The sequence below is a fragment of the Nitratireductor aquibiodomus genome (assembly GCF_900105565.1).
Taxonomy (GTDB): Bacteria; Pseudomonadota; Alphaproteobacteria; order Rhizobiales; family Rhizobiaceae; genus Nitratireductor; species Nitratireductor aquibiodomus.
In genome coordinates this window covers 2,366,737-2,391,001 of sequence record NZ_FNSL01000001.1, presented here as the reverse complement: position 1 = coordinate 2,391,001, position 24,265 = coordinate 2,366,737, and the positions used below count along the sequence as shown (strand labels likewise).

At 62.2% G+C, this 24,265-nt stretch carries 25 protein-coding genes; 11 read left to right on the top strand and 14 right to left on the bottom strand.

What is annotated here, in order from left to right:
- From BLW55_RS11395 to BLW55_RS11355, 9 genes are all read right to left on the bottom strand, one after another.
- Entirely contained in the window at window positions 1-921 is a 921-nt protein-coding gene (locus BLW55_RS11395; protein ID WP_007010710.1) for a branched-chain amino acid ABC transporter permease, read from the bottom strand.
- Window positions 922-1,137: 216 nt separating this feature from the next.
- Window positions 1,138-2,274: an ABC transporter substrate-binding protein gene (locus BLW55_RS11390; protein ID WP_025029334.1), complete on the bottom strand. Its 1,137-nt coding sequence runs from the start codon at window positions 2,272-2,274 to the stop codon at window positions 1,138-1,140.
- 66 nt (window positions 2,275-2,340) lie between these two features.
- Window positions 2,341-3,174 carry a tryptophan 2,3-dioxygenase gene (kynA, locus tag BLW55_RS11385; RefSeq protein WP_090328896.1) on the bottom strand — a complete coding sequence of 278 codons (834 nt, stop codon included), beginning with the start codon at window positions 3,172-3,174 and terminating at the stop codon, window positions 2,341-2,343.
- Window positions 3,175-3,176: 2 nt separating this feature from the next.
- Window positions 3,177-4,796, bottom strand: coding sequence for an AMP-binding protein (locus BLW55_RS11380; protein ID WP_090328895.1), 1,620 nt, complete (start codon window positions 4,794-4,796; stop codon window positions 3,177-3,179).
- A gap of 10 nt (window positions 4,797-4,806) precedes the next feature.
- Complete coding sequence (locus tag BLW55_RS11375; protein ID WP_090328894.1) at window positions 4,807-5,949, bottom strand: acyl-CoA dehydrogenase family protein; 1,143 nt, start codon at window positions 5,947-5,949, stop codon at window positions 4,807-4,809.
- Window positions 5,949-6,761 (bottom strand): enoyl-CoA hydratase family protein, encoded by an 813-nt coding sequence (locus BLW55_RS11370; RefSeq protein WP_090328893.1) that lies wholly within the window; start codon window positions 6,759-6,761, stop codon window positions 5,949-5,951. Before BLW55_RS11370 ends, BLW55_RS11375 begins: the two co-directional genes overlap by 1 nt.
- On the bottom strand, window positions 6,758-7,234 hold the full coding sequence (locus BLW55_RS11365) for a MarR family winged helix-turn-helix transcriptional regulator (protein ID WP_007010704.1): 477 nt from the start codon (window positions 7,232-7,234) through the stop codon (window positions 6,758-6,760). Before BLW55_RS11365 ends, BLW55_RS11370 begins: the two co-directional genes overlap by 4 nt.
- On the bottom strand, window positions 7,228-7,986 hold the full coding sequence (locus BLW55_RS11360; protein WP_007010703.1) for an SDR family NAD(P)-dependent oxidoreductase: 759 nt from the start codon (window positions 7,984-7,986) through the stop codon (window positions 7,228-7,230). The genes BLW55_RS11365 and BLW55_RS11360 overlap by 7 nt, the downstream gene beginning before the upstream one ends.
- A 2-nt stretch (window positions 7,987-7,988) precedes the next feature.
- On the bottom strand, window positions 7,989-10,280 hold the full coding sequence (locus tag BLW55_RS11355; RefSeq protein ID WP_090328892.1) for a bifunctional salicylyl-CoA 5-hydroxylase/oxidoreductase: 2,292 nt from the start codon (window positions 10,278-10,280) through the stop codon (window positions 7,989-7,991).
- A gap of 234 nt (window positions 10,281-10,514) precedes the next feature.
- Between BLW55_RS11355 and BLW55_RS11350 the strand changes: the two genes are divergently transcribed.
- The 8 genes from BLW55_RS11350 (at window position 10,515) to BLW55_RS11315 (ending at window position 17,594) form a co-directional block, all read left to right on the top strand.
- Window positions 10,515-11,345 carry an alpha/beta hydrolase gene (locus BLW55_RS11350; RefSeq protein ID WP_090329973.1) on the top strand — a complete coding sequence of 277 codons (831 nt, stop codon included), beginning with the start codon at window positions 10,515-10,517 and terminating at the stop codon, window positions 11,343-11,345.
- Window positions 11,346-11,400: 55 nt separating this feature from the next.
- Window positions 11,401-11,637 (top strand): Lrp/AsnC ligand binding domain-containing protein, encoded by a 237-nt coding sequence (locus BLW55_RS11345; RefSeq protein WP_007010700.1) that lies wholly within the window; start codon window positions 11,401-11,403, stop codon window positions 11,635-11,637.
- A gap of 79 nt (window positions 11,638-11,716) precedes the next feature.
- Entirely contained in the window at window positions 11,717-12,400 is a 684-nt protein-coding gene (locus tag BLW55_RS11340) for a D-lyxose/D-mannose family sugar isomerase (RefSeq protein WP_090328891.1), read from the top strand.
- Between the two features lie 80 nt (window positions 12,401-12,480).
- Entirely contained in the window at window positions 12,481-12,978 is a 498-nt protein-coding gene (locus BLW55_RS11335) for a hypothetical protein (RefSeq protein ID WP_025029339.1), read from the top strand.
- A 151-nt stretch (window positions 12,979-13,129) separates the two neighbouring features.
- Window positions 13,130-13,405: an acyl carrier protein gene (locus BLW55_RS11330; protein ID WP_007010696.1), complete on the top strand. Its 276-nt coding sequence runs from the start codon at window positions 13,130-13,132 to the stop codon at window positions 13,403-13,405.
- The gene (locus BLW55_RS11325; RefSeq protein WP_025029340.1) at window positions 13,406-14,620 is read left to right on the top strand and encodes a beta-ketoacyl-[acyl-carrier-protein] synthase family protein; all 1,215 of its coding nucleotides are present in this window, start codon (window positions 13,406-13,408) and stop codon (window positions 14,618-14,620) included.
- Window positions 14,621-14,758: 138 nt separating this feature from the next.
- A complete protein-coding gene (locus BLW55_RS11320; RefSeq protein WP_090328890.1) occupies window positions 14,759-16,015 on the top strand; it encodes an imelysin family protein in 1,257 nt (418 codons plus the stop codon).
- Window positions 16,016-16,073: 58 nt separating this feature from the next.
- Entirely contained in the window at window positions 16,074-17,594 is a 1,521-nt protein-coding gene (locus tag BLW55_RS11315; RefSeq protein ID WP_090328889.1) for a di-heme oxidoreductase family protein, read from the top strand.
- Here BLW55_RS11315 and BLW55_RS11310 read toward each other — a convergent pair.
- Window positions 17,591-18,382 (bottom strand): GntR family transcriptional regulator, encoded by a 792-nt coding sequence (locus tag BLW55_RS11310; RefSeq protein WP_025029343.1) that lies wholly within the window; start codon window positions 18,380-18,382, stop codon window positions 17,591-17,593. The two genes, BLW55_RS11315 and BLW55_RS11310, sit on opposite strands and share 4 nt — an antisense overlap.
- A gap of 245 nt (window positions 18,383-18,627) precedes the next feature.
- On the opposite strand from BLW55_RS11310, the gene BLW55_RS11305 reads away from it, so the two are divergent.
- From BLW55_RS11305 to BLW55_RS11295, 3 genes are all read left to right on the top strand, one after another.
- Window positions 18,628-19,518, top strand: coding sequence for an N-acetylmuramic acid 6-phosphate etherase (locus BLW55_RS11305; protein WP_090328888.1), 891 nt, complete (start codon window positions 18,628-18,630; stop codon window positions 19,516-19,518).
- 40 nt (window positions 19,519-19,558) lie between these two features.
- A complete protein-coding gene (locus BLW55_RS11300; protein ID WP_090328887.1) occupies window positions 19,559-20,590 on the top strand; it encodes an SIS domain-containing protein in 1,032 nt (343 codons plus the stop codon).
- 93 nt (window positions 20,591-20,683) lie between these two features.
- Window positions 20,684-21,325, top strand: a complete 642-nt coding sequence (locus BLW55_RS11295; protein WP_090328886.1) for a LysE family translocator — start codon at window positions 20,684-20,686, stop codon at window positions 21,323-21,325.
- 12 nt (window positions 21,326-21,337) lie between these two features.
- On the opposite strand, the gene rlmN is transcribed toward BLW55_RS11295, so the two are convergent.
- From rlmN to BLW55_RS11275, 4 genes are all read right to left on the bottom strand, one after another.
- Entirely contained in the window at window positions 21,338-22,564 is a 1,227-nt protein-coding gene (gene rlmN / locus BLW55_RS11290; protein WP_007010688.1) for a dual-specificity RNA methyltransferase RlmN, read from the bottom strand.
- A gap of 127 nt (window positions 22,565-22,691) precedes the next feature.
- Window positions 22,692-23,192: an invasion associated locus B family protein gene (locus BLW55_RS11285; protein WP_007010687.1), complete on the bottom strand. Its 501-nt coding sequence runs from the start codon at window positions 23,190-23,192 to the stop codon at window positions 22,692-22,694.
- A gap of 318 nt (window positions 23,193-23,510) precedes the next feature.
- Window positions 23,511-23,891, bottom strand: coding sequence for a YkvA family protein (locus BLW55_RS11280; protein WP_007010686.1), 381 nt, complete (start codon window positions 23,889-23,891; stop codon window positions 23,511-23,513).
- A 73-nt stretch (window positions 23,892-23,964) separates the two neighbouring features.
- Window positions 23,965-24,261, bottom strand: coding sequence for a 4a-hydroxytetrahydrobiopterin dehydratase (locus BLW55_RS11275; RefSeq protein WP_090328885.1), 297 nt, complete (start codon window positions 24,259-24,261; stop codon window positions 23,965-23,967).
- Window positions 24,262-24,265: the final 4 nt, after the last annotated feature.

Sequence of the window (24,265 nt, the reverse complement as noted above, 5' to 3'; positions counted from 1 at the left end):
TCACGCATTCGCCGCAAACAGGCCCTGTGGCCTGAAAGCGAGGATGAGGGCCATGACGATGTAGATCAGCATGGAGGCAAGTGCCGCGCCCACGGTGGCGGCTTCAGAATTGGACATGAACAGGCCGAAGAGATGCGGCAGCAGGAAACGGCCGAGCGTCTCCGTCAGTCCCACGAGAATGGAGCCGATCAGCGCGCCCTTGATGGAGCCGATGCCGCCAATGACGATGACCACGAAGGCGAGGATCAGCACCGGCTCGCCCATGCCCACCTGCACCGACTGAAGCGCGCCGACCATCGCGCCGGCGAGGCCGGCAAGGGCAGCGCCCAGCGCGAAAACGAGCGTGTAGAGGGTGCCGATGTCGATGCCGAGCGCGCCGATCATTTCACGGTCGGACTCGCCGGCGCGGATGCGCATGCCGAGCCGCGTCTTGCCGATGAGGAGATAAAGCCCCACGGCCACCGCAATGCCCACACCGATCACCGCGAGACGGTATATTGGGTACTGCGCGCCGCCGGGCAGATGCACCGCGCCTGACAGAAGCTGCGGAATGTCGAGATAGAGCGGGAAGGAGCCGAACACCCAGCGGGTGCCTTCCGAGAAGATGAGGATCAGCGCAAAGGTGGCGAGCACCTGGTCGAGATGGTCACGTTCATAGAGCCGTCTGATGACGAGGATTTCGACCAGCGCGCCGGCGGCGGCTGCGGCGGCAAGGCTGGCGATGAGGCCGAGCCAGAAGGAGCCGGTGGCGGCAGCCACGGCCGCGCAGGCAAACGCGCCGACCATGAAGAGTGAACCATGCGCAAGGTTGATGAGCCCCATGACGCCGAAGATCAGCGTCAGGCCGGCGGCCATCAGGAACAGCATCACGCCGAACTGCAGGCCGTTCAATATCTGCTCTATGAATAGGGTTAGGGACACGGGTCAGCTGCTGTTTGGGTTGACTGGAAACGACCGTGGTGCGCTTCACCCCCGCCCTTCGACGGGCTCAGGATGAGGGTGAAACAGACACGTCGGCCAAACACGACAAAAAAAGAGCGCGCGCTTTATAACTGACGCCACCCCAGCCCTCATGTTGAGTCTCTTGAGCTTGCCGAAAGGCGAACCACGAGAGCGGGATGACGGTCTGATTTTGCCTTACATCTTGCACTCGGCCGCGTAGGCGTCCTTGTGGTCGGTGAATGCGGTGGCCACGATCTTGTTGGTCAGCGTGTCGCCATCCTTCACCACCTCGCGGACGTAGAAGTCCTGGATCGGGTGGTTGTTGGTGTTGAAGGAGAACTTGCCGCGAACGGAATCGAAATCCGCTTCCTTCAGGGCAGCGCGGAAGGCTTCCTTGTCCTTCACGCTCGCCTTGCCGGCGGCGGAGAGGATCAGGTTCGCTGTGTCATAGGCCTGAGCGGCATAGACGGAAGGCAGGCGGCCATAGGCTTCCCTGAACCCCTCGACGAAGGCCTTGTTGGCCTCATTGTCGAGGTCATAAGCCCAGGAAGCGGTGTTTTTCACCCCAAGCGCCGCATCGCCAATGGCGGGCAGCACATCCTGGCTGAAGGAGAAAGCAGGTCCCAGCAGCGGCAGGCCGACGCCCGACTGGGCATACTGCTTGGTGAAGGCAATGCCCATGCCGCCCGGCAGGAAGATGAACACCGAATCCGCACCCGAAGCGCGGATCTGGGCGATCTCGGCGGCATAGTCCGTCTGACCGAGCTTGGTGTAGACCTCACCCGCCAGTTCACCCTTGTAGAAGCGCTTGAAGCCAGTCAGCGAATCTTTGCCGGCCGGATAGTTGGGCGCCATGATGAAGGTCTTTTTGTAGTCCTTGTTGGCGGCCTCGCCCATCGCCTCGTGGAAATTGTCGTTCTGATAGGCGACGTTGAAATAGCTCGGGCTGCATCCGGCACCGGCAAGGGCCGAGGGGCCGGCGTTGACTGACAGATAGATGACGTCCTGCGCGGTCGCCGACGGCACGACCGCCATGGCGAGGTTCGACCAGATGATGCCTGTCATCAGGTCGACCTTGTCGCTCTGGATCATCTTGTCGGCGATCTGGACCGCGAGTTCGGGTTTCTGGGCATCGTCTTCAACAACGACATCGATCTCCTTGTTGCCGGACTGTTCGATCGCCAGCATGAAACCATCGCGGGCGTCAATGCCAAGGCCGGCGCCGCCGCCTGAAAGCGTGGTGATCATGCCGATCTTGATCGGCTCGGCGAAGGCGTTTCCGGCAACGCTTGCCGAAAGGGCAAGCAGGCTTGCTGCAAGTAGCTTTCTCATGTGTGGTCTCCCAATCGTTCCCTTGTCATTGACGCCACGATCCGCGGCTTTGTTACCCGTGCCCCGCTACATGTCCGTTCGGACCCGCCAGAGCTCAGGGAATAGTTCCACATCCAGCATCTTGCGCAAGTAGGAAACGCCGGATGTGCCGCCGGTGCCCCGCTTCAGCCCGATGATCCGTTCGACGGTGGTCACGTGATTGAAACGCCAGCGACGGAAATAGTCTTCGAAATCAATCAGTTTTTCCGCCAGCTCGTAAAGCGCCCAGTGCTCGTCGGGCCGCGCATAGACCGCCTTCCATGCGGCCTGCACCTGATCGTTGGCCTCGCGCTTCTCACGCCAGCTCGTCCGCTCCGCATCGGGGCCAATGTCGAAACCGTTGCGCGCCAGAAGCTGCAGCGCCTCGTCATAGAGGCTGGGCTCGGCCAGAATCTCTTCAAGCCGTGCGGTGATCTGCGGCAGGTCGGAATGCGGTTTGAGCATTGCCAGATTGCGGTTGCCGGCCAGAAACTCGATGGAACGGTATTGCCAGGACTGGAAGCCCGAGGACTGGCCGAGCGCATCGCGGAAGGTGGAATACTCGCTCGGCGTCATGGTACGCAGCACGTCCCAGGCGCTGTTCAACTGCTCGAAGATGCGTGCCACGCGGGTCAGCATCTTGAAGGCCGGGCGCAGGCGGTCTTCGGCGATGGCAGCGCGTGCGGAGCGGATCTCGGTGATGGCGAGTTTCATCCAGAGCTCGGAGGTCTGGTGCTGGATGATGAAGAGAAGCTCATCACGTGCCGTGGACAGGGGTTCCTGCGCGTCGAGTATTTTCTCCAGATGCAGATAATCGCTGTAGGACATGGGCGGCTTGATGTCCGCTGCCCTTTCGTCGTCGAGCTCCGGCTGGCTTGCCATGGTCAGTTCTTCTCCCGCAGGCGGAAACGCTGGATCTTGCCTGTCTCGGTCTTCGGCAGGGCGTCCAGAAACTTGATGGAACGTGGATATTTGTAAGGCGCGATTGCTGCCTTCACGTGGTCCTGAAGGCGTTTCACCGTGAGCTCATCGCGCGCGACGCCATCGGCCAGAACCACATGAGCCTCGACAATCTGTCCGCGTTCCTCGCTCGGTGCGCCGATGACGGCGCATTCCATGACGTCGGCATGGGCAAGCAGTGCCGCCTCCACCTCGGGACCGGCAATGTTGTAACCGGCGGAAACGATCATGTCGTCAGAGCGGGCGGCGAAATGGAAGTGGCCGTCCTCATCCTGATAGAAGCTGTCGCCGGTGAGATTCCAGCCGTCACGGACATACTCCTTCTGTCTGTCGTCGGCGAGATAGCGGCAGCCGGTCGGGCCACGCACGGCCAGCCGGCCGGTTTCGCCGCGCGGCAGTTCGTTCATGTCTTCGTCCACGATGCGCGCTTCATAACCGGTCACCGGGCGGCCCGTGGTGGCCGGGTGGCGATCGTCGAAGCGGTTGGAGATGAAGATATGCAGCATCTCGGTGGCGCCGATGCCATCGAGGATCGGTTTTCCGGTCTTTTGCGTCCACGCCTCGAACACGGGACCGGGCAGGGTCTCGCCGGCCGAAACGGCAACGCGCAGCGAGGAAAGGTCCGCACCCTCGTCCATCGCCGCCATCATGGCGCGGTAGGCGGTGGGAGCGGTAAAACTCACCGTCGCACGGTATTTTTCGATGATCTCGATCATGTTGGGCGGGGTGGCGCTTTCGAGCAGAGTCGCCGTTGCACCGAAACGCAAGGGGAAGATCGCCAGACCGCCAAGCCCGAAGGTGAAGGCGAGCGGAGGCGAGCCGACGAAAACGTCCTCGGGTGTGACCTGAAGCACTTCCTTCGCATAGGCATCGGCGATGATCAGCAGATCGCGGTGGAAATGCATGGTCGCCTTGGGCGTGCCGGTGGTGCCGGAGGTGAAACCCAGAAGCGCGACATCGTCACGGCCGGTTTTGACGGCATCGAACTGGACCGGCTTGTCGAGGGCGATGCGGTCGAGTTCTGCGTCGAAATTGGCGGTGCCGTCGAAGCCGACCACCTTTTTGAGGAATTTGCTCTCCTTCGCGCAGGCGACGAGCTCGTCCTTGATGCGCGTGTCGCACAGGGCAAGGTCGATTTCCGCCTTGTCGACGATCTTGGCGAGCTCGCCGGCGCGCAGCATCGGCATGGTGTTGACCACCACTGCGCCCGCCTTGGTGGCGGCCAGCCAGCAGGCCACCATGGCCGGGTTGTTGGCCGAGCGGATCAGGATGCGGTTGCCGGGTTTGACGCCGTAATCCTCGACCAGCGCATGGGCGAGGCGGCTCGTCCAGTCTGCCAGCTCCTTGTAGGTGCGGCGGCGGCCATTGCCGATCAGCGCCACATGGTCGCCAAAGCCGCGCTCGACGAGGCGGTCGGTCAGTTCAACGCCGGCATTCAGATACTCGGGGTAGTCAAAGCCATCGAGAAGGAAGGCCGGCCATTGGTCTTCCGGCGGGAGATTGTCCCGCGCAAAGGTGTCGGTATGACCTGTCGGTCCGAGCATGTTTCCTCCCTCATTTTCCAATCTGCCGGGCAATCACGACCTTCTGGACGTCTGATGCGCCCTCATAGATGCGCAGAGCCCTGATCTCCCGGTAAAGGCTTTCCACGATATGTCCGCGGCGCACACCGTCGCCGCCATGAATCTGAACCGCCTTGTCGATGACCTGTTGCGCGCGGTCGGTGGCAAAGAGCTTCGCCATTGCCGCTTCGCGGGTCACGCGCGGCGCACCCATGTCCTTGGTCCAGGCGGCGCGGTAGATGAGAAGTGCTGCGGCGTCGATGTCGAGCGCCATCTCGGCGATGTGGCCCTGCACCATCTGCAGGTCGAACAGCGGGGCGCCGAAAAGTTCGCGGCTGCCTGCCCGGTCCAGCGTCTCGTCCAGCGCGCGGCGCGCAAAGCCGAGTGCGGCCGCACCCACGGTGGAGCGGAAAACGTCGAGCACCGACATGGCAATCTTGAAGCCCTCGCCCGGCCTGCCGATCATCGCGGAGGCAGGCACGCGCACATCGTTGAAGGCGAGCCGCGCCAGCGGATGCGGCGCGATCACGTCAAGGCGCTCTGCCACCTCCAGCCCTGGCGTGTCGGCGGGAACGAGGAAGGCCGAGATGCCTTTGGCACCCGGCGCTTCGCCGGTGCGGGCAAAGACGGTGTAGAGGTCGGCGATGCCGCCATTGGAAATCCAGGTCTTTTCGCCGGAAAGCACATAATCATCGCCATCGCGGGTGGCGGTCATGTCCATGTTCGCCACGTCCGAACCGGATCGCGGTTCCGACAGGGCGAAGGCCGAGATCGCCTTGCCGGCACGGGTCCTGTCGAGCCATTGCTGCTGTTCGGGCGTGCCGAACAGGCTGATGGCGCCGGTGCCAAGCCCCTGCATGGCGAAGGCGAAATCGGCCAGCCCGTCATGTCGGGCCAGCGTTTCGCGCGTCAGGCACAACGTGCGCACATCGAGCGGGCCGGGATTGTCGGTGTCGAGCGCGGTGGGTTTGAGGAAACCGGCTTCGCCGAGCCGCGCAACGAGGTCGCGGCAGGCGGCGTCCACATCGCTGTGGTCGACGGGGAGGTTTTGGGCGCACCATGCGTCGAGTTTATCGGCCCAGTCGCGGTGGCGCTGTTCGAAGAAGGGCCAGTCGAGGAAGGAGCGGTCAGGCATCAATCCCCCTCGAACACCGGTTTTTCCTTGGCGACAAATGCCCGGTACGCCCGCTCGAAATCCTTTGTCTGCATGCAGATGGCCTGTGCCTGTGCTTCGGCCTCGATGGCCTGTTCGAGACCCATCGACCACTCCTGGTTGAGCTGTGTCTTGGTGATGCCATGGGCAAAGGTCGGACCGGCGGCGATGCGCGCGGCCATGCTCAGTGTCTCCGCTTCCAGAGCATCGACAGAGACGAGCCGGTTGTAAAAGCCCCAGCGCTCTCCTTCTTCGGCGCTCATGGAGCGGCCGGTGTAGAGCAGTTCCGCCGCACGGCCCTGACCGATGATGCGGGGCAGCATGGCGCAGGCGCCCATGTCGCAGCCGGCGAGCCCGACGCGGGTAAAGAGGAACGCTGTCTTTGCCTCCGGCGTCGCAAGCCGCAGGTCCGATGCCATGGCGATGATGGCGCCAGCGCCCACCGCCACGCCATCGATGGCGGAGATGATGGGCTTGTTGCAGGCGATCATCGCCTTGACCAGATCGCCGGTCATGCGGGTGAAGGCGAGCAGGCCCTTCATGTCCATATCGACCAGCGGGCCGATAATGTCGTGCACATCGCCGCCCGAGCAGAAATTGCCGCCATTGGGAAGGAACACCACCGCGTCCACGTCATCCGCATAGGGCAGGGCGCGGAATGTGTCGCGCAGTTCTGCGTAGGATTCGAAGGTGAGCGGATTCTTACGGTCTGGCCGGTCGAGCTGGATCAGCGCGACATTGCCTTCCATACGCCAGATGAAGTGTTTCGGTTTCAGGCCTGCCATGGTGCTCATACGCCGCCCTCCCAATTGCTTTCGAACGTTTTGAGTGTGCCGGCCAGAGCCCGTGCTTCATCCTCCGGCAGACTGCCGAGAAGCTCGTCGACCCAGCGCTCATGCGCTTCGGCCATTGCCGCGAAGGCTTCCTTGCCGGCCGGTGTCAGCTTTATGATGGAGGTGCGGCGGTCGCCATCGCGCTTGGTTCGACTGGCCAGACCATCGGTCACCAGCCGCTCGACAATGCCGGTTACATTGCCGTTCGAAACAAGCAGGAAGCGCGAGATGTCACTCATCGCCATGCCCTCGGGAGCGCGGTCGAGGGCCGACAGCACATCGAAACGCGGCAGGGTCGTGTCGAAGCGGGTCTTGAGCCTTTCGCGCAGAACGGCTTCGATGAGACGCGAGGCGCGCAGAATCCTGATCCACAGGCGCAGGCGTTCCTTTGCCGGTGCGCCGCTGCGGACGGAAGCCAGGGGAGCGCTTACCATGTTTCACCTCCAGAGATTGAAATCGACTGGCCGGTGACCGACGAGGCGGCCGGACTGACGAGCCACAATGCTGCCGCCGCGACCTCTTCCGGCTGGATCAGCCGGCCATGGGGATTGGCTTCGACAAAGCCCCTGCGGGCCTCCTCGTGGCTGCGCCCGGTCTTCTCGACCACGCGCTCGATGGATTCTTCCAGCATCTCGGTTTCCACGTAACCGGGACAGATGGCGTTGACCGTCACGCCGGTCTTGACCAGTTCCACGGAAAGCGCCCGCATGAGCCCGATGACGCCGTGCTTCGATGCGACATAGGGCGCGACATAGGCATAGCCCTTGAGGCCGGCGACAGAGGCGACGAAGATGATGCGTCCGCTGCCGCGTTTGGCCATGGGCGAAAGCGCTGGCTTCACGCTTAGAAACGCTCCCGTCATGTTGACGTCGAGGATGCGGTTCCAGTCTTCGAGTTTCGTGCGGTGGGCGGGCGCGCTGGAGGCCGTGCCTGCATTGGCGATGACAATGTCGAAGGGTCCGCGCGCGGCTTCCGCCACCTCATAGAGTGCCTGCATGGAGGCTTCGTCGGTCACGTCGGCGGTGAGCGCGTGGATGCGCTCGTGCCGGGCCGCGACCTTTTCGAGAGGCTCGGCCCGCCGCCCGCAGATCGTAACGTCGATGCCGGCTTCCGCGAGGGAGAGCGCGATCGCTTCGCCGACGCCCGTTCCGCCGCCTGTGACGAGTGCGTGGCGGGTTGCGTTCATCGTCAAACCTTCCCCGTCATCTGTTCGGCCCGCTCAGCGAGCCGGTAGAGCTGATCGCGGCCTGGCAGGTAGGGATCGGGCCAGGTCACGCCGCGATCACCAAGCGATGCCGCGGCATGCAGTGTCCAGTAAGGATCGGCCAGATGCGGGCGGGCGAGGCAGACAAGGTCGGCCCGGCCGGCCATCAGGATCGAATTGACATGGTCGGGCTCGTAGATGTTGCCCACGGCCATCGTCGCCATGCCGGTTTCGTTGCGGATGCGGTCGGAGAACGGCGTCTGGAACATGCGTCCATAGACGGGGCGGGCGCGCTTCGAGGTCTGGCCCGCGGAAACGTCGCAGATGTCGACGCCGGCTTCCTGCAGCATGCGGGCGATCTCCACGGCCTCTTCCGGTGTCACGCCTTCACCGCCCACCCAGTCATTGGCCGAGATGCGTACGGAAATGGGCTTGTCGTCTGGCCAGACGGCACGAACCGCATGGAAGATTTCCAGCGGATAGCGCATGCGGTTTTCAAGGCTGCCGCCGTAGTCATCCTCGCGCCGGTTGGTGAGCGGCGAGATGAAGGACGACAGGAGATAGCCGTGGGCGCAGTGCAGTTCGAGCATGTCGAAACCGCAGCGCTCGGCCATCTGGGCAGCCGCGACGAACTGGTCGCGCACCATGTCCATGTCGTTGCGATCCATGGCTTTCGGTGTCTGGTTCTGCTCGGACCAGGACACTTCGGAAGCAGCCAGAACCGGCCAGTTGCCGTCTTTCAGCGGAGCGTCCATTTCTTCCCAGCCAAGCTGGGTCGAGCCCTTCGGGCCGGAATGGCCGATCTGCGCACAAATCTTCGCATCCGTCTCCCGATGAACGAAATCGACGATGCGTGTCCATGCGACCTCATGCTCGGGTTTATAGAAGCCGGGACAACCGGGCGTGATGCGGCCCTCGGGGCTGACACAGGTCATCTCGATATAAACCAGGCCGGCACCGCCCTTGGCGCGCTCGCAGTAGTGCACCATGTGCCAGTCGGTCGGTGAGCCGTCGACGGCCTTGTACTGGGCCATGGGTGACACGACCACGCGGTTTTTCAGCGTCAGGCCGCGCAGTTTGTAGGGCGCGAACATGGGCGGGCGGGCGGCATTGTCTTCCGCGCCGGCCTGCTGCTGGAACCAGCTTTCGGCGTCCGCAAGCCATTCGGGGTCGCGCAGGCGCAGGTTTTCATGGCTGATGCGCTGGGAGCGGGTGAGCAGCGAATAGTTGAACTGCACCGGATCGAGATCGAGATAGCGCTCAACCTCCTCGAACCATTCCAGCGAGTTGCGCGCCGCCGACTGGAGACGCAGCACTTCCAGCCGCCTTGCGTCTTCGTATTTGTCGAAGGCTTCCTTCAGCGTCGGCTCGGTGTGGAGATATTCGGCCAGGGCAATGGCGCTTTCGAGCGCCAGCTTGGTGCCCGAGCCGATGGAAAAGTGGGCGCTGGCAGCGGCGTCGCCCATCAGCGCGATGTTTTCGTGCGACCAGCGCTCGCACAGCACGCGGGGGAAGTTGATCCACGCCGATCCGCGAATGTGGTTGGCATTGGTCATCAGGCTGTGGCCACCCAGATGATCCTTGAAGATCCGCTCGCAGACCGCGATGGATTCCTGCTGGCTCATCTCCCCGAAGCCGAACTTCTCCCAGGTTTCCGGGCCGCATTCCACGATGAAGGTCGCGGTCTCGTCATCGAACTGGTAGGCGTGCGCCCACACCCAGCCATGCTCGGTCTTTTCGAAGATGAAGGTGAAGGCGTCGTCGAATTTCTGATGCGTGCCGAGCCAGACGAACTTGCACTTGCGCACGTCGATGTCGGGCTTGAACACGTCGGCGAAGGTGGTTCGCGTGCGGGAGTTCAGACCGTCTGCCGCCAGCACCATGTCGTGTTCGGCCATGAAGGGGCGGGGATCGTCGATTTCCGTCTCGAACTGGAGATTGATGCCGAGCTCGCGGGCGCGCTCCTGCAGGAGAATGAGGAGGCGCATGCGGCCGATGCCGCAGAAGCCGTGTCCCGTGGAGAGCGTGCGCACGCCCTTGTGCACCACCGCGATGTCGTCCCAATAGGCGAAATGCTCGCGGATGCGTTCGGCACTGACCGGATCGTTTTCGGCCAGATTGTCGAGGGTTTCATCCGAAAGCACCACGCCCCAGCCGAATGTGTCGTCGGGCCTGTTTCGTTCGAAAACCGTGATGTCGTGAGCCGCGTCGCGCAGCTTCATCGAGATTGCGAAGTAGAGGCCCGCCGGGCCACCGCCGAGAACAGCAACTTTCATGCTCGCGCTCCTTCCTCCCAGGATCGCTTAACACCTGGCTTGTAAGCTTGGAGCATTGCACCGGACCGGGAACATTTCAAGTATGAAATTTTAAGGTTGAAATATATCCGGCCTGGGCGCAGTCTACATGACGTGCTGCAATGATGACAGAGTCTGGGATGACAGGGTTTGCGACCACGGGGCCTGCTAGAACGTCAGGCAGGCCGGCTCGCTTTACCACAGGGAGGAATGCTCGTGTTTTACCGCCAGGTTGCTGACTGGGACGACGCTTATGCCAATGGCGCAAACATTCCTCAGGGTGAGCGATGGCCCGGTGTCTGGGTCGAGCCCGCGCAGGCTTACCGCGACGCGCTTTCCGCTGCGGGACGGGCCAAGCTCGACATTCCGTACGGGGAAGGCGCGCGCAACCGTTTCGATCTCTTTCTGCCGGAAGGCCGGCCAGCCGGTCTGGTTGTCTTCATCCATGGCGGCTTCTGGCTGAAACTCGACAAGAGCTACTGGTCGCATCTGGCGGCCGGGGCGGTCGATAGCGGCTATGCGGTTGCCATGCCGTCCTACACGCTTTGCCCGGAGAACTCGATTGCAGGCATCGTGCGTGAAATCGGTGCAGCGGTTTCCGCTGCGGCGGAGCGCGTTGATGGTCCCTTGATCCTGACCGGCCATTCGGCGGGCGGGCATCTTGCGTCGCGCATGGCCTGCGAGACCTCGCCACTGCCTTCGGGTGTGCGTGCGCGGTTGCGTCATGTCCTGTCCATTTCCGGCGTGCATGACCTGCGCCCGATGATGAAGACGGCCATGAATGAGGGGCTCAGGATCACGCCCGAGGAAGCACAGGCGGAAAGCCCGGCGCTGCTTGCGCCCATGCCTGGCGTCAAACTCACCTGCTGGGTTGGTGCCTCCGAACGTGGCGAATTCCTGCGCCAGAACGCACTTCTGGCCAATGTCTGGGTCGGGCTCGGCGCGGAGACCGCGGCTGTGGAAGAATCAGACCGGCATCATTTCGATGTCATTGACGGACTGGCGGATTCGGATCATCAGATCGTCCGCTGTCTGTTGACAGCATGAGACTATGGGCCAAGTCTGGTCCGACCCCGTTTAGCATCCGCTCCATGGAGCCCCTATGAGACCTGTCTTCGTTCAACTGCGCTGCAAGCCCGGCAAGACCTACGAGGTTGCCGATGAGCTTTACAAGCGCGAAATCGCCTCGGAACTCTACTCGACCAGCGGCGACTACGACCTGCTCATGAAGGTCTATATCGACGATGGCGTCGACATCGGAAAATTCGTCAGCGAGAATATTGCCAATGTGCCTGGCATCCGTCGCTCGCTCACCACGTTGACCTTCAAGGCATTCTGAGCAAACAAACGTCTTGGCGCGGCGCCCGGCTTGCGATACGAACCGACGATCTAAATCGGTTCGCATATGGGAGGCGGCGGTGAAACGGTCGAAAGTCAACGAGATTTTGCGCGAGGGAGACGCGTTCATCCGCTCCTTCGGCTACGTGATGCCGCCATTTGCAGACTGGACGCCCGACGAGATGAAACGGCGGCGCGAGTCGATCGGCGGCATTGTCGATGCGAGACTCGGCTGGGACATCACCGACTATGGCGGCGGCGATTTCGACCGGCGCGGCCTGTTCCTCTTCACGGTGCGCAACGGCAATCAGGACGATTTGAAGCATGGCCGCGGCATGCTCTATGCCGAGAAAATCATGATCTCCCGGCGCGACCAGGTTGCGCCGATGCACACCCATGCCATCAAGGCTGAAGACATCATCAACCGCGGCGGCGGCACGCTCTGCATCGAGCTTTTTGCGTCGGATGCCGATGGCAAGATTGACCGGACGGCCCCGGTCAGCGTGCCCACGGACGGCATGATGCGCCGCGTGGATGCAGGCGGTGTCCTGAGACTGCAGCCTGGAGAGAGCGTTACGCTCCTGCCCGGTGTCTGGCATGCCTTCTGGGGCGAGAAGGACGATGTGCTGATCGGTGAGGTTTCAACCGTGAACGACGACGTGACGGACAATATTTTCGCCGACCCGATCGCGCGGTTTTCCGAGATCGAGGAAGACGAAGACCCCTATCGGCTGCTCGTTTCGGATTACCCGACCTGGCTCTGAGGGAACCCGCACCATGGTGTGCCCGTTGCCTTCCGTGGCAGAACATGTTTTCTGCGCGACGGAACATACGGGATTGAATCATGAGCTTGAGCACTGCGGCGCGGCCGGGATCGGTCGATGCCAGATTTCACTGGATCGCAGCACTGGCGCTGGCAGTGGCATTTGCCCTGCAGACCCCACTTTCTGCACAGGGCCTGCAGAGCGAAGAGGCTATCGATGCCATCGTTGGCTCCGAGGTAAAGACCGAAGAGGTCGAGGCCGAAACGGCGAGCGCGCGCATCGTAGCGGCGATCGGCGCAACGGCGGAGAACGCCGAGCGGGTGCGCAAGACCTTTTCGCTGGAAGAGATCGACATCGTCTTCCTTCCGGATCTGGATGAAAAGAAAAGCGAGATCGCCTCGGTGATTGCCGAACACGAGGATGAGATTCGCCTGCTGCGCGAGTCGATTGAGGGCAGCGCGCTGTTTTTCCATGCGGTGGATTCGCGCTCGATCCAGCTCAAAGACGTGGTCGCGCTCGAATATGCCGACAATGGGGCCGTAACAATCTTCGTGAAAGGCGGTGCAAACGGAAACTGACTGTGCGGTGTCGGCGGATATGCACCGCATACCCTTGCCGCTTGCCCCGCTTTGGTTTCTTATGGCTGCAGATTGTCAAGAGTAGAGTGCGGACGACTTGCCCCGCGATATCACAGCCGGCGCAAAAGCAAGCAGTCCCAGGAGATGTTTCATGAATGCTGAAGCCAGTTTGAGCGCAGACGAGATCGGCAAGACGATCCTGGAGAAGATCAAGACCCACGCGCAGGACGATGTCGAGACCATCACGCTCGATACGCCACTGGCCGACCTTGGCATTCATTCCCTCGAACTCACCGAGATCATTTTCGATGTCGAAGACGAGTTCAATATCGAGGTGGAGATGAACACCGCTGAAGCCTGGGAGAACATGGAAACGGTCAAGGACATCGTTGCCGCCGTTCGTGAACTGGTGGACGCCAAGAAATAAATGACAGCGCCGCGCATCGTCATAACCGGCATCGGCGGCATTTGCGCGCTTGGAACCGACGCCCCGGCCATCTGGTCGGCCATGCGGGCCGGTCGTCCTGCCATCGGACCAATCACCACCGCAGCACTTCACGAACTGAAAGTGCGCATCGGTGCCGAGATCAAGGATTTGCCGGATCACGGGATCGACCGGAAACGGCTCGTGACCATGGACCGCTTCAGCCTTCTTGCGGCGATCTCCGCCCAGGAAGCGCTGAGCCAGTCGGGTTTTACGGTTGACGCATCGAACACGCACCGTGTGGGGGCCGTCGTCGGCACAGGCGTTTGCGGCTGGGAAGCCATCGAAGACAGCTATCGGGCCATTCTCCTTGAGGGGAAGCCGCGGACCGGAATTTTCACGGTGCCGCGTGTCATGCCGGGCGCTGCCGCCGGGCAGGTCAGCATGACGCTTGGTCTGCGCGGGCCTGTTTTCGGCGCCACATCTGCCTGTTCATCATCCAACCATGCAATATTGGCCGCTGCCGATCAGATCAGGCTCGGCCGGGCCGATGTCATGCTTGCCGGTGGTTCGGACGCGCCGCTGATCTACGGCATTCTAAAGGGATGGGAAGCGCTGCGGGTCCTTGCATCCGAGACCTGCCGGCCTTTCTCGGCCGACCGTAACGGGCTGGTGCTCGGCGAAGGCGCCGGCATTGCCGTTCTCGAAACGCTGGAACACGCAAAGGCGCGCGGTGCAACCATTCTGGCCGAGCTTGCCGGTGGTGGCATGTCCGCCGATGCCTCGGATATTGTGGCTCCAACGGTCGACGGGCCGGTGTCCGCCCTCAAGGCGTGTCTGGATGAAGCCGGCCTTTCGCCTGCCGATGTCGATTACATCAATGCGCATGGCACCGGCACCAAGGCCAACGACAAGATTGAGACGGAGGCGATCAGGCGCGTGTTCGGCGCGCATGCGGAGAAGCTCTCCGTGTCTTCGACCAAATCGATGCATGCGCATTGCCTGGGCGCATCCGGTGCGCTGGAACTGATCGCCTGCGTCATGGCGATCCGGGATGGCGTGGTGCCTCCCACGGCCGGTTACCGGGAGGCCGATCCCGACTGCGATCTGGACGTGACCCCAAATGAGGCGCGCAGGCGGGATGTGCGCGTGGCGCTCAGCAACGGGTTTGCGTTTGGCGGCACCAATGCGGTGATCGCTGTCAGAGCGATGGAGTAGCCCCGCAAAAGCGACGCCGGGGTTGCCTTCATAAACCTGATAATCTAAATCCACATTATTTGATGGCCGTCAATGGCCGCAGGTCGATCGCATGTTTCCTGCGGTCGATGATCTGGATTGGACGAGAGGGGAAGTCACATGAAGCGTCGTTTACTCATCGGTACCGCACTCGCAGCCGTCATGGCATCGCCGGCTGTTGCAGCCGAGCCGCAGGAGGTGGTTTCCACCTATGCAGACATTGCGCTGGCCACCTATGAAGACAGCCTGGAGACCGCGAAGACGCTGCGCGAAGCGGTGAACCGGCTGGTGGAGGCGCCGTCTGAAGAAACTATGGCAGCCGCCCGTGAAGCCTGGCTCGCGGCGCGTGTTCCTTACCAGCAGAGCGAGGCTTATCGCTTTGGCAACGCGATTGTCGATGAATGGGAAGGCAAGGTGAACGCCTGGCCGCTCGATGAGGGCCTGATCGACTATGTCGACGCGAGCTACGGCACGGAATCCGATGCCAACGAATTCTACACGGTCAATGTGGTCGCCAATGACAAGGTGAGCGCCGGCGGTACGGAGATCGATGTCTCCGAGATCACGCCCGAGGTGATCCAGTCGCTTCACGAGGCTGGCGGCATCGAGGCGAATGTGGCCACGGGCTACCACGCCATCGAGTTTCTCCTCTGGGGGCAGGATCTCAACGGAACGGATGCTGGCGCCGGCGCGCGCTCCCACACCGATTTCGATGCGGACAACTGCACCGGCGACAATTGCGACCGTCGTGGACAGTATCTTCAGGCCGCTGCCGACCTCCTGGTCACCGATCTGGAAGAGATGGTGGCCAACTGGCAGACCGATGGCGAGGCGCGCGCGGAGGTGGCGGCTGACCCGAAGGTCGGCCTGACCGCCATGCTGACGGGCCTTGGATCGCTTTCCTATGGCGAACTGGCAGGCGAGCGCATGAAGCTGGGCCTGCTTCTGAACGATCCCGAAGAGGAGCATGACTGCTTCTCCGACAACACCCACAACAGCCACTATTATGATCTCGTCGGTATCCGGAATGTCTATTTCGGTTCCTATGAGCGTGTCGATGGGTCCAAGGTTGAGGGTCCGAGCCTTGCCGACCTGGTGTCCGAGAAGGACCCGGCGCTCGCCGAAGAGGTGAAGGCGAAGCTCGACACCACGCTGGAGGCGATGACGGCTTTGAAGGAACGCGCCGAGGGCGGCGAAGCCTATGACCAGATGATCGGTCAGGGGAACGAGGAAGGCAATGCGGTCGTGCAGGCAGCCATTGACGGGCTTGTCGACCAGACCCGCTCGCTGGAGCGCGTGATTGTTGCACTCGACCTTTCCGGTATCGAACTCGAAGGCTCTGACAGCCTCGATAACCCCGACGCCGTTTTTGAGTGAGATCAATTCTGCACCGGGCCGCTTGTCGGCCCGGTGTCCGTTTGTATAGACCCTTTCCATGAACGCTTCTGTCCGCGCCGCGCTTCTGAGCGGCCTGATTTCTCTCGTGACGCTATCCGTTCAGGCGGACAGTCTGTCCCCTGGTTCCCGCGAAGATCTGAGCGAGAAGGATCGCAGGCGGGTGGAAAAGGTGACCCGGCCTGCGACCACTTTCGACAAGCCGGAACGTTTCGAGCGCATGTCTGCAGGCGCGACAACGTCGACGAAGCTGATCAATGCGGATGCGTTCTCGCACTCTTCCGCCAATCTGGAATTTGCCGAACTGGAGCGCTTCCTGCTCGGCAACGGTCTTTTCCGCAAGGACTGGGTTTCCTCGCCGTCGTCAACACAGGCCTCCGACGGGCTTGGACCGCTGTTCAACGCGCGGGCCTGCCAGTCGTGCCATATCAAGGACGGGCGCGGTCATGCGCCGGCGCGGCCGGAGGATTCGGCGGTGTCGCTGCTCGTGCGCCTGTCCGTTCCAGCGAACAGGGAACAGGAAGCGGCGATTGCAGACGGTCGTTTGGCGGCGGCACCTGATTCTGTCTACGGGCTGCAGCTTCAGGACCATGCGGTGGCGGGGCTCAATCCCGAGGGTCGAGTCAAGATCACCTATGAGGACGTGCCGGTGGCGCTTTCCGGGGGCGAGAAGGTCACATTGCGCAAGCCGACGCTTCGGGTCGCCGAACCCGGGTTCGGCCCGATGCGCGATGATCTGATGATGTCGGCGCGCGTTGCGCCGCCGATGATCGGGCTCGGCCTTCTGGAAAGCGTGCACGAGGCTGACATTGTCGCCTGGGCCGACCCCGACGATGAGGATGGCGACGGTATTTCCGGACGCGCCGCAAGGGTGCGCGACGCGGAGGGCCGATGGAGACTTGGCCGCTTTGGCTGGAAGGCCATCGCGCCCACCATCGCCGAACAGACGGCAGGCGCGTTTTCCGGCGATATGGGGCTTTCGACCCCGCTTGCGCCGGACCATTGGGGTGACTGCACCGCGGTGCAGATCGAATGCCGGGCCCTGCCGCATGGCGCGCAGGAGCGACTGGGCGCCGAGGAGGTGCCGGAAGACCTGTTGAACCTCGTAACCTTCTATTCGAGCCACCTCGCCGTACCCGTGCGGCGTGACGTGGACGACGCTGCGGTGCTTGCCGGGAAGAAGGTCTTTTACGACAGTGGCTGTGCCTCGTGCCATCGGCCGAAATATGTGACCCGGCGCGATGTGGACGATTCGGCCCTGCGCTTCCAGCTGATCTGGCCGTATACCGACATGCTGCTGCATGACATGGGCGAGGGGCTGGCCGATGGTCGCGGTGAGGGGCTTGCCGATGGCTATGAATGGCGCACGCCGCCGCTCTGGGGCATCGGCCTTACCGCGACGGTGAATGCGGAAGCGACCTTCCTGCATGACGGTCGTGCGCGGACGCTGCTTGAGGCCGTTCTCTGGCACGGCGGAGAGGCGCAGGCGGCGCGTGATCGCGTGGTCGACATGGCAAAGCAGGATCGGGACAATCTGATCCGTTTCCTGGAATCACTTTAAGTTTCCCGGTGCAGATTGAGTTCGGCGACGAAGTCGAACCGGTCGCCTTTGAAGTGGGAACGGGTGAACTCCACCACGCGCCCTTCGACCGTGCGCGATATGCGTTCCAGAAAAAGGGCGGGCTCTCCGGCCTCGGCTTCGAGAAGACGCGCTTCGAACTCCGGCAGGGCACATGCGCGCATGCGCTGCAGCGCCTTGTGCGGCCGCGCCCCGGCTGATGCCATGGACTCGTAGAGCGAGGTCCCCAGGGCCGAAAGGTCCGGCAGAAGGTCTGCCGGCACGATGGCCAGTTCGACCGCAAGCGGCAGGGCATCGGCAAGCCGCAGACGATGCAGCCGCAGCACGCGGTCGCCGGGCGAGAGACCGAGCGTCATGGCCTCCTGCGCCGAAGGGCTTGCATATTCGCGTGCCAGCCAGCGCGTTTCGGGCTTCCGACCATAGGAAAGCATGTCCTCGGTGAAGCTGGTGATCGCCGCCAGCGGCTGCTCGAAACGCTCGACCGGTGCGAGAACATAGGTGCCCGAGCCCCGGCGCTGTTCCAGAACACCCTCGCGCACCAGGAGCTCAATGCCGCGCCGCACGGTGACGCGCGAGAGTCCGGTCATCCCGGCCAAGAGGCGCTCCGACGGCAATGCGGCTCCGGTGCCCAGAGCATCGGTCTCGATCAGAAGCCGCAGCGCATTGGCGAGCCGGATGTAGCGCGGCGTCGCGTCGGCGGCATCGATTTCGATGCTCCGGGCGAGGAGTGCACCGAGATCTTCCCTCGTTTCTGGAAGGGTATCTGTCATCGATTTGGCGGGCTCATCATCGTAGAAATGGTATTTATCTTATAAGTCCAATTATGGATTCTACGGAAACCCAATGCAAGCGGATTTGACTGGAAGCGCGCTGTCTTACTCCTGAAACAGGCAGATATAATGGTTGCGCGTAAATTTTGCTCAGGGGAATGGATTTTTGCAAGGATGCCTGATAAATAATTTGGTATTTAATTGGTCTATCAAAGACGGGCAGACCCGCAACCAGAGAGCCGGCCATGACAACAGCGACAGAAATAGCTAGCGAGGCGTATCGTGACATTGAGCGGTTTTCGACCGCGGATATGCTGAGCGCCATGCTTGATGGTCAGCGGGCCGCGGTGGATGCGGCCGCTGCCGCCCTCCCGGCGCTGGAAGAGGCTGTCGAAGCGGCGGCAAAGCGTCTGGCGAACCCGGAGAGCCGGCTCATCTATGTGGGCGCCGGCACATCGGGCCGTGTGGCCATGCTGGATGCGGTCGAGCTTTATCCCACGTTTGGATGGCCGGAGGAGCGCAGCCTTTTTCTGCTCGCCGGCGGCAGCATCAGTGTGGCTGAAGCGCGCGAAAGTGCCGAGGACGACACGGATGCGGGCAGAGCCGAGATCGACGCCGTCAACTGTGGTCCTCAGGACGTGGTCGTCGGGCTCGCCGCGAGCGGAAGCACGCCCTATACGCTGGCCGCAATCGAGGCCGCGAAGGCGCGCGGGGCGCTGACCATCGGCATCGCCAACAATCCCGGCAGCGCGCTTCTTGAGAGCGCTGATTGTGCGGTGCTTCTGGAAACGGGCGCGGAGGTGCTTGCCGGCTCCACGCGCATGGCGGCCGGCACCAGCCAGAAGATCGCGATGAACCTTTTTTCCACGGCGGTCATGATGCGGCTGGGCAAGGTTTATCGCGGCCGCATGGTGGACATGAAGCCCTCCAACAGGAAGCTGGTGCGCCGCGCTGTCGAGATGCTGATGCAGGTTGCCGACTGCGACGAGGCTTCGGCGCGGAGGGCGCTCGAGGAGACGGAATTCCACGTCAAGCCGGCAGTGCTCGTCCTGCGTGGCCTTTCGGCGGGGGAGGCGAAGGCCGCCCTCGATCGCAATGGCGACGACCTGCACCGTGCGCTTGCCGAACTTGGCTGAATGGTCCCACATTTACCTACGAACCCACGGAAAGACTGACATGACTGACACGCCTTCCCTGATGTTTCAGGAAACCGCCGAGGCTGCCGAGGCGGTAGAGCGGCTTTTTGCGCAAGAGGCAAAGACCTTCGCCGAACTTGGCCGGGTGATTGCCGAGCGCGGACCCGCCGTGGTGAGCATGTCGGCGCGGGGCTCGTCGGATCATGCCGCGAGCTTCTTCAAATATCTGTTCGAGATCCACACGGGCATTCCCGTGGCCTCCATCGGCCCTTCGGTGGCGTCCGTCTATGACGCGTCGCTAAAACTGGAGCGCGCGCTTCACATCACGATTTCCCAATCCGGCGGGAGTCCTGACATCGTTGCCGCGCAGGCATCGGCCAAGAAGGGCGGCGCGGTGACGCTCGCTGTGGTCAACGTGGCCGACAGCCCGCTTGCGAAGGCGGCCGACATCGTCTTGCCGATCCATGCCGGACCGGAGCGGAGCGTCGCGGCGACCAAGAGCTTCATCGCGTCCGCAGCGGCACTTGCCGGTGTCACGCAGGCAGCCTCGGGCGATGCAGCGCTCAAGGACGCGCTCGGTCGGCTGCCCGGGGCGCTGGCCGCCGCCTGCGACGTGGACTGGGAGCCGGCGCTGCCACTCCTGACAAATGCCGGGTCGATCTACACTGCCGGTCGTGGCCCGGGCTTCGCCATCGCGCTGGAAGCGGCGTTGAAGGCAAAAGAGACGGCTCAGCTTCATGCGGAAGCCTTCTCCCTCGCCGAGCTAATGCACGGGCCTATGCAGCTGGTCGACAAGGGCTTTCCCATTCTTGCCTTTGTGCCGGAAGACGCAGCGCTTGCTTCAAGCGCGCAGTCGCTCGAAAAGCTGCGCGGCTTCGGTGCGCAGATTGCGAGCTTCTCTTCGCGTGATCTCGGAGAAAGCACCATCAGAACGCCGTCCACCGGCCATGGCCAGGTGGACCCGCTGGTCTCGCTCGTCGGATACTATCGCCTGATCGAGCGGGTCGCGCGGGAGCGTGGGCTCAATCCGGATACACCGGACAAGCTCAAGAAGGTCACGGAAACGATCTGATCCTGCACCAGCGGCCTCCCAATCATGCCGCTGGCGTCGGGTCTGATCCTGCGTTAGCTTCCGGCAGATCAACACCGTGCCGGAAGCACTTCCATGACCTTCATTCCCGACTTCGCCACCATTCTCCAGTTTGCCCTCGCCACCTTCGTGATTTCGATTACGCCGGGCCCGGATATGACGCTGTTCGTCGGCCGGGCGCTGAGTCAGGGCAGGGCGGCCGGCTTCGCCTGCATGTTTGGTGCGATGACCGGGATCATGATACACACGGCGCTTGTGGCGCTGGGGCTCTCGGCGCTGATTGTCGCTTCACCCGAGGCATTCCTCGCGCTCAAGGTGTTCGGTGCGGGCTATCTGATCTGGCTGGCAATCCAGGCGATCCGCAAAGGCTCCGCCTTCTCGCCGGAGAAGAAGGGCGGGGTGGGGCGGTCGCTATTGAAGAACTGGGCCACGGGGCTCGGCATCAATCTTCTGAACCCGAAGATCATCCTGTTCTTTATGACATTTCTGCCGCAGTTCGTGTCGGCCAGCGATCCGCACGCGCCGGGCAAGTTGTTCTTTCTTGGGCTTCTGTTCATTCCGCTGGCGCTGCCCATCGTCGCGCCGATGGTGATCGCGGCAGACAGTTTTTCCAAGCTTCTGAAGAAGAGCCCGCGTGTCACCCGCGTGGTCGACTATCTGTTCGCAGGCGTTTTCTCGGCCTTTGCGCTGAAGATCCTGACAGCGCAGGCGCGGTGAGCCAGAATTGCCCTATTCGCCGTGGCCAGCGATCATCATGGCTTCCAGCTTCAGCCGGTCGGCCTTCTTCATCCGCTCCGATGCGGATTTGAGCTGACCGCAGGCGGCCAGGATGTCGCGTCCGCGCGGGGTGCGGATGGGCGAGGCGTATCCGGCCTTGTTGACCAGGTCCGCAAACTCCTCGATCTGCTCCCAGTCGGAGCATTCATAGTCGCTGCCCGGCCATGGATTGAAGGGGATCAGGTTGATCTTGGCAGGGATGCCCTTCAGAAGCCGCACCAGTTCGCGGGCATCGTCGAGCGAGTCGTTGACACCCTTCAGCATCACATACTCAAAGGTGATACGCCGCGCGTTCGAGAGGCCCGGATAGGCGCGGCAGGCGTCGAGCAGCTCCTTCAGCGGATACTTTTTGTTGATCGGCACCAGCTCGTTGCGCAGCTCATCGCGCACGGCGTGCAGCGAGATCGCCAGCATGACGCCGATTTCCTCGCCGGTGCGATAGATTTCGGGAACCACGCCGGAGGTTGAAAGCGTGATGCGGCGCTTTGAGAGCGAAAGGCCCTCGCCATCGGAAGCGATGAGAAGCGCCTGCTTTACATTCTCGAAATTGTAGAGCGGCTCGCCCATGCCCATCATGACGATGTTGGTGACCTTGCGGCCTTCCGCCGGCACGATGGCCCCGTCCGGCGTATCGGCATCGGGAAAATCGCCGAGGCGATCGCGCGCGACGAGAAGCTGGTCGAGAATTTCTCCTGGCGTGAGATTGCGAACCAGCTTTTGCGTGCCGGTGTGGCAGAAGGTGCAGGTAAGCGTGCAGCCTACCTGGCTGGAGATGCACAGCGTGCCACGGCCTTCTTCGGGAATGTAGACCGTTTCCACGTCGACCGGGCGACCCGCGCCGCGCGCCGGAAAGCGCATCAGCCACTTGCAGGTGCCGTCCTTCGAAATCTGCTCTTCGATGATTTCCGGGCGGGCGATTGTAAAGCGCTCATCGAGCTTTGCGCGCAAATCCTTGGAGATGTTGAACATCTGCGAGAAATCGGAAACGCCGCGCACATAGAGCCAGTGCCACAATTGGCGTACGCGCATGCGCGCCTGCCGTTCGGGCACGTCGAGCGAAAGAAGGGCCTCGGCGAGTTCATCGCGCGAAAGCCCGATCAGCGATTGCCTGTCTGCGGTGGCCTGGGGGCGCAGGTCGGCGCGGCCCGCAGGCGTGGATAGGTCGAGTGTCAGTGCCATGGCGTTCTTGAAGTGCGTTGCGGGTGGCTCACTCCGAAAGCCGGGGCCACCCTTCAATTGCCGCGCTCATAGCACGCTTGCGGGCCGCCGTCACCCATGGCGGCGGCAAACCCGGTTTTGCGGAACGCTATTTGCAGTTCTGCGTCGCGTTGATCGCGGCGGTGACACCGCTCAGCGAGAAGGTGTAGCCGGTGTCGTTGCCGCGGCCGGATTTGGCTGCGATCTTCATGTCCGAACCACCCTTCATGGCGGCGATCAACTGGGGCTCCTCGGCGGCATTTTCCAGCCAGGCGGATTTGCCCTGGGTGAACATGCTGAACCTCTTGTTGCCAATCGTGACGATCACCTTGGATCCCGACTGGAAATTGTAGGCGGCGATGAACTGCGGTTCTGAAGCCACGTTCTGACCGGGCTTTTGGCTGACGAAGAAGAAAATATCGCCATGGTCGAGGCTGGCCGGCTGCTTTTCCTTCGGCACGCTCATGGCGTAGCACACCTTGCCGTTACCGGACTGGTAGCTGTAGACACCCCAGTCGCGATGCTGTCCCACCGCCGTTGCCTGGGCCAGCGCGGGGCTTGCCGCCGCCATTCCGCAAATGAGCATCAGTGTCGAAATCAGTACGCGCATCGTCTTGACCGTCTTTTTCTGCCAGTGTTTGGAGACCGGCTGGTCCCTCTAGATCACTTCATTTTTATTTAATCTGGGTTACCAAAGCGTGAAGCGAATCGACGGATTCTTCATGCGTTCAACCCCGATTGTCCGTTGCCGCAAAAAAGATGCGCCAACTCCCGAACACCCTTCATTTCCGGTTGAAACGAATGAAAGAGGCAAGAATTTGACTGGCTAGATCGTCGTGCGTCCATCCGGACGCACAAAGGACGATCTAAATTATTGATGGGACATCGGAATAATCCGAAAATCGGATCCCACTTTTCGGGCGATGCTCTAGGCTTTGCGTTCGGTTTCCGTGAGGGCCTGTCTGGCGGCAATGCGATGCGCCGGCGTGATGTGGCGGCGTACGGCGTTGAGTGCCGCCGCCAGCACGGCGACGTCATCCGTAAAGCCGAAACCCAGCAGAAAATCGGGCACTACATCAAGCGGAAGCACGAAGTAGGCCAGTGCGGCGAGGAGAATGCCACGCACCTTTGGCGGTGTGTCATTGTCGAGCGCGCAGTAATAGCCAGCGACAAGATCTTCCATGAAGGGCACCTGGCGGGCGGCCTTCTTCACCGTGCGCCAGAACTTGGCGCGCACACGTTCCTCGCGTTCCCGGTTCTCGCCGGGCCCGACAGGTTCAAGGATTTCGCCGATTTTCACATCTTCCATTGTGTGCTCCTGCAGGCAAAGATGTGGGAATCAGCCTGCAAAATTCAATGCTCAGCTGGAAGCGATGGCTGGATCAGTCGCGGGCCAGGTCGTTCATTGCGGCAGCGAGCTTCAGATCGAGTTCGGTCAGCCCGCCCGCATCATGCGTGGACAGACTGACATCCACGGTCTTGTAGACATTCGACCAGTCGGGGTGATGGTTGAGTTTCTCGGCCATCAGTGCCGAACGTGTCATGAAGGCGAACGCTTCGGAGAAATCGGCGAAAACGAAACGCCGCTGGATGGAGCCGCCATCCTCCGCGAGATCCCATCCGTCGAGTGTTCTGAGCGCCTGTTCCAGTGCTGCCGGATCGAGCTTTGCCCTTGCCATTGCT

Bases quoted from the DNA above. Each gene is read 5' to 3' on its own strand.
- BLW55_RS11345 (WP_007010700.1), top strand. From the start codon at position 11,401: ATGAGACCTGTCTTCGTTCAACTGCGCTGCAAGCCCGGCAAGACCTAC.
- BLW55_RS11330 (WP_007010696.1), top strand. From the start codon at position 13,130: ATGAATGCTGAAGCCAGTTTGAGCGCAGACGAGATCGGCAAGACGATC.
- BLW55_RS11310 (WP_025029343.1), bottom strand. From the start codon at position 18,382: ATGACAGATACCCTTCCAGAAACGAGGGAAGATCTCGGTGCACTCCTC.
- rlmN (WP_007010688.1), bottom strand. From the start codon at position 22,564: ATGGCACTGACACTCGACCTATCCACGCCTGCGGGCCGCGCCGACCTG.
- BLW55_RS11325 (WP_025029340.1), top strand. From the start codon at position 13,406: ATGACAGCGCCGCGCATCGTCATAACCGGCATCGGCGGCATTTGCGCG.
- BLW55_RS11285 (WP_007010687.1), bottom strand. From the start codon at position 23,192: ATGCGCGTACTGATTTCGACACTGATGCTCATTTGCGGAATGGCGGCG.
- BLW55_RS11315 (WP_090328889.1), top strand. From the start codon at position 16,074: ATGAACGCTTCTGTCCGCGCCGCGCTTCTGAGCGGCCTGATTTCTCTC.
- BLW55_RS11320 (WP_090328890.1), top strand. From the start codon at position 14,759: ATGAAGCGTCGTTTACTCATCGGTACCGCACTCGCAGCCGTCATGGCA.
- BLW55_RS11280 (WP_007010686.1), bottom strand. From the start codon at position 23,891: ATGGAAGATGTGAAAATCGGCGAAATCCTTGAACCTGTCGGGCCCGGC.
- BLW55_RS11365 (WP_007010704.1), bottom strand. From the start codon at position 7,234: ATGGTAAGCGCTCCCCTGGCTTCCGTCCGCAGCGGCGCACCGGCAAAG.
- BLW55_RS11370 (WP_090328893.1), bottom strand. From the start codon at position 6,761: ATGAGCACCATGGCAGGCCTGAAACCGAAACACTTCATCTGGCGTATG.
- BLW55_RS11300 (WP_090328887.1), top strand. From the start codon at position 19,559: ATGACTGACACGCCTTCCCTGATGTTTCAGGAAACCGCCGAGGCTGCC.
- BLW55_RS11375 (WP_090328894.1), bottom strand. From the start codon at position 5,949: ATGCCTGACCGCTCCTTCCTCGACTGGCCCTTCTTCGAACAGCGCCAC.
- BLW55_RS11390 (WP_025029334.1), bottom strand. From the start codon at position 2,274: ATGAGAAAGCTACTTGCAGCAAGCCTGCTTGCCCTTTCGGCAAGCGTT.
- BLW55_RS11305 (WP_090328888.1), top strand. From the start codon at position 18,628: ATGACAACAGCGACAGAAATAGCTAGCGAGGCGTATCGTGACATTGAG.
- kynA (WP_090328896.1), bottom strand. From the start codon at position 3,174: ATGGCAAGCCAGCCGGAGCTCGACGACGAAAGGGCAGCGGACATCAAG.
- BLW55_RS11295 (WP_090328886.1), top strand. From the start codon at position 20,684: ATGACCTTCATTCCCGACTTCGCCACCATTCTCCAGTTTGCCCTCGCC.
- BLW55_RS11355 (WP_090328892.1), bottom strand. From the start codon at position 10,280: ATGAAAGTTGCTGTTCTCGGCGGTGGCCCGGCGGGCCTCTACTTCGCA.
- BLW55_RS11275 (WP_090328885.1), bottom strand. From the start codon at position 24,261: ATGGCAAGGGCAAAGCTCGATCCGGCAGCACTGGAACAGGCGCTCAGA.
- BLW55_RS11360 (WP_007010703.1), bottom strand. From the start codon at position 7,986: ATGAACGCAACCCGCCACGCACTCGTCACAGGCGGCGGAACGGGCGTC.
- BLW55_RS11380 (WP_090328895.1), bottom strand. From the start codon at position 4,796: ATGCTCGGACCGACAGGTCATACCGACACCTTTGCGCGGGACAATCTC.
- BLW55_RS11335 (WP_025029339.1), top strand. From the start codon at position 12,481: ATGAGCTTGAGCACTGCGGCGCGGCCGGGATCGGTCGATGCCAGATTT.